Annotated in this window: 5 protein-coding genes and 1 pseudogene; 3 read left to right on the forward strand and 3 right to left on the reverse strand. The window is 42.8% G+C overall.

The features are described from left to right. Nucleotides 1-230: pseudogene (locus WBA23_RS24695) on the forward strand (hypothetical protein); the annotation flags it as partial. On the opposite strand, the gene WBA23_RS24700 reads toward WBA23_RS24695, so the two are convergent. Both WBA23_RS24700 and WBA23_RS24705 read right to left on the reverse strand, forming a co-directional pair. Beyond that, complete coding sequence (locus WBA23_RS24700; protein ID WP_424584947.1) at nt 202-510, reverse strand: hypothetical protein; 309 nt, start codon at nt 508-510, stop codon at nt 202-204. The pseudogene WBA23_RS24695 and the gene WBA23_RS24700 sit on opposite strands and share 29 nt — an antisense overlap. A gap of 81 nt (nt 511-591) precedes the next feature. Further along, on the reverse strand, nt 592-792 hold the full coding sequence (locus WBA23_RS24705; protein WP_424584948.1) for a hypothetical protein: 201 nt from the start codon (nt 790-792) through the stop codon (nt 592-594). 136 nt (nt 793-928) lie between these two features. Here WBA23_RS24705 and WBA23_RS24710 point away from each other — a divergent pair, with 136 nt between their 5' ends. Both WBA23_RS24710 and WBA23_RS24715 read left to right on the forward strand, forming a co-directional pair. Beyond that, nucleotides 929-1,597, forward strand: a complete 669-nt coding sequence (locus WBA23_RS24710) for an XRE family transcriptional regulator (protein ID WP_424584949.1) — start codon at nt 929-931, stop codon at nt 1,595-1,597. Nucleotides 1,598-1,660: 63 nt separating this feature from the next. After that, nucleotides 1,661-3,553 (forward strand): hypothetical protein, encoded by a 1,893-nt coding sequence (locus WBA23_RS24715; RefSeq protein ID WP_424584950.1) that lies wholly within the window; start codon nt 1,661-1,663, stop codon nt 3,551-3,553. Here the strand turns inward: WBA23_RS24715 and WBA23_RS24720 are convergent. Next, on the reverse strand, nt 3,527-3,800 hold a 274-nt coding region (locus tag WBA23_RS24720), incomplete at its 5' end, for a hypothetical protein (RefSeq protein ID WP_424584951.1). The genes WBA23_RS24715 and WBA23_RS24720 overlap by 27 nt on opposite strands.

Genomic DNA, 3,800 nt, shown 5'->3' on the forward strand with positions numbered 1-3,800 from the left:
CTGTTCAAATGTCGGTGAAACGAGGCGAAAATGGCGGAAAGACACTACACCACACTCACGTAGTTCGGGAATTTACCAGTCAAGCATTACAAAATTCCTTTTCAGGAAAAGCTACTCTACGTTTACCACCCAATCTTGAACCAGCTAACGCATTGGTTATTGCTTACGTGCAAGACCACAACAACCTGAAGATTAGCGGGGCTACATCGGTGGCCCTGACCAATATTTAAGTTTGTTCTGCAAATTCACTCGATTTTTATTAGCACTGAGAAATTTTAGCTGCTCTAATTGTTCACGGTCTTGTTTAGCTTGCAATTGTATTAACCGAATGTGCTCTTGGTATAACCGTTGATGAGTGCTGGCTTCTCGCTGCAAAGTGTTCACTTTATCTTGTAGCTTTTTATGATCGCGATACACATCTTTAAGAAAGAAGCTGAGCATACTAACTCCAATACCTAGCAAGCTCACCAGCAATGCATTAACCATAAGTAGTAGTTCTGAATTTTCCATAGGTACAATATAGACCATTCAGCAGTAGCCCTTTCCACTTTTTGTATTATTAAGACAAATTTTGCTTGAAAATGCATATACTTATTTCCCTTCATCAGTATTGACTGGTTCACCCAGTATTTCGTAGATAATTTGTACCTGTTTAGGAGTATACGTATGCCCCTGACGCTGACCGATCCGCTCTTGGTGCGGAGTGAGCCAATTAGTTATTGTTCGGGGGGTTACTCCGTAGGAATGGGCTAATTCTTGTTTGGTTTGTGGTCTGATTGGTCTACGGCTCATGACTGAAAAAGATAATAATTGAAACTAAGTAGTGGATAAAAACCCTGTTTTAGACATATATTGTTATTAATACGACAATTTAGTATTTTTGATCATATTTTTTATACTTTTTAAGAAATTTTGATCTGACTTACGAATGAATAATACACCTCTACTCCCCTTACGCCGTATTCGGAAAGAACGGAACCTTAGCCAGGAAACAGTCGCTAACTTTTTAAATATTAAAACTACTACGTACAGTAAAATAGAACGAGGTGTTATTCAAATTACCTTATCTCGCTTGTACGAACTAGCCGAAGTGTTTCAGCTATCGCCCTACGAATTGCTTAGCTATGAAGATGCCGATACACTTTCCACAGTCAATGATATTCCAAATATTACCTACGTGCCAGTGCATGCCCAAGCTGGTTTTCTAGATCACTTTGTAGATCAGCGCACTCCACCGGAAGGTATCTCGTTCAGCATTCCTACTTTCTCGGAGAAAGATCTTTACATGATTAGTGTGGAAGGAGATAGTATGTACCCTACCCTGATTCCAGGAGCTTATATTATTATCAAAGAAGTAAAAGACCATCATTTATTGCAGTGGGGCGAACCCCATCTGATTGTTACTACCGATGGACGAGTAGTAAAACGCGTACTCAAACATGCTGACGCGGCACTGCTGACACTCTATTCCGATAATGATCTTTACCAACCCTACGAAATTCAGCGAGAAAGTATTCTCTCACTGTGGAAAGTCATTGGCATGGTATCTAAATCGTTCACTCCCCGACGTAGCAACTCTCCTCGCTATTTTAGTTGATTTTCCGACGAAATATTGCCTTCTTTTACCATGATTAATATCTCATCATTCAGGCAGTGTTTCGTGGAAAATTTCATTATCAAGAAGCTGATTATAGGACTTACTCTGCTCACTATTTGTGGCCCATTAGCATTAGCTCAGTTTGACCATCCCCGTAGCATTGTCACGCAAGATCAGATAGAGAATATCCGGGCAAGACTTAGCAGTAATCCTTACCAAACTATGTTGGCAAACTTAGTCCGAACCGGCGAGTGGCACCGGATTGAAAGTAAAGATGATGCTACCTACGATCCTTACGAGGAAAGTGATCGCCTGGGAGTTTGGGCTTATTTGTATTTGCTTACTGAAGAACCAGGCTGGGCCAATTTAGCTTGGCAGGCTACCGAAAAAATACTGGCTGATACTGTTTACCTAACCAACCCACTAGCGAAAGGACTTACCCGAGCAAGGTTGCTCCAGAAGTTAGCTTACGCCTACGATTTCTGTTATCCCGCCTGGTCGGAAGCACAGCGGCAGTTGGTCAATACTGCTTTATTTGACGTACTATATTCGGTTCACACAACAATGGGCTACGCAGCCAACTACAACATTGAAAGCAATTGGATGGGAGTACGCTACGGTAGCGTCATTCTCGCTTCCCGCGTGTGGGATTGGAGCGATACTGTAAATTTCAAGCGGTCACCCGTTTTACCAATACAGTGGGATGCTACCAAACGACTTCAAGATCATATTCAGGCCAATATCTATCCCAGTGGTTGGAATGTAGAAAGCATGTCGTACCACATCTATAACTGGACATTCGTAGGCCCCGCTCTCATCACACTACAAAACCAACTAAGTAGCTTCTCCTTGCTAGACTATGCAGCGAATGTCCAGCACTCCCTACCAGCCCTAATGACTTCGGTAGTTTCAATCAGGAACCAAAACAATCAGGGATTTACTGCCGATCTGTCGGACGATGATCCGATGTTTAGCACCGGCGGAGTACTGGCGATGAGCTTTCCGCTATTTCCAGAGAAACAACTACCGGCGTTAAAATGGATGCATAATTATTTAATTGATCATAAGAGTTATCAGGCAGATGATGGCCAACTGGCCTACAGTATTTTGTTTTATCCTGATAATATAGTACCCAAAAACCCTACTTCATTAGGTTGGAATACGTTTGTGAGTGAAGAAACTGGAATAGTTGTTTTTCGTAACCGCTTTGAAAACGAAAACGATATTGTGGCTACCTACCACGCCAAGGTAAACCGAATACGAGGCCATCAAGGTCCCGACACCAACACTATCCGCTTAATTGGCTTAGGCGTTCCTTGGATTATCGGAGGCGGTCGCACCGGGCTTACCGCCGGACAATCCAACCTTTTTCCCAGTAAGGAAGAAACCGCGGAGAGAGATAGTAAAGGTTTGGGGAAACTACACAACTATGCTTTTTCCGATAATGAAACAAGCGGATACGCAGTTGGGTCAGGTAGTGCGGTGGGAACCCAAAATCATCATCGCCAGTTCTACGTAGATTTTAACCATCCATCAGCAGAGGGGGTCTTCGTCGTTCAAGATTCTTCTATTAATGGACAACGATGGCGCATCAATACGCCCGAATTTAATCAATACGAACCTGATAAGGATGGCTTCATGCTTACTGCCCCTAACAGTGCCAGCCTAAAATTCACCGTATTACACACGAATGGCCTCATTAAACTGGATACTGGGAAAATAGCCTACGGTGGCAGAACTAAGCAGCATAATCTTGGTATTGCTTATCAAGGGCAAACTTATCAGTTCAGTCGCTATATTGATGTGTTCTGCGATAAAAACATTACCGTAGTGATGACTTTGCAACCGGCTGGTGAAACTCATCCCGAGGTGAAAGTTAAAGACGAAACTATTTGGGTAGGTGAAAAAAAACTAAATATGCCCTTTCCCCTACTGAGCGGCCGTAAGGCGAAATAATTGCAACGCCCCATTATTGTTAGCTACCAATAAAATATATCCTGAAGAAGAACGTAGCCAAGCCAGCTTACGTACATCGCCCGGTACATAAAAGCCGCTTTCAGCAGTTGGCAATGGGTCAAAATTACCCTGACTATCGCTTAGCATCACCAAGCCTGTACCCGCATCTAACCGAGGCGTTCTGGTTTCTACACTGTGGAGATTACCCGCTAAAATAATATCCAAATGTTCATCCTGATTTACATCA

It is taken from the genome of Tunicatimonas sp. (assembly GCF_049647865.1).
Lineage (GTDB): Bacteria > Bacteroidota > Bacteroidia > Cytophagales > Cyclobacteriaceae > Tunicatimonas.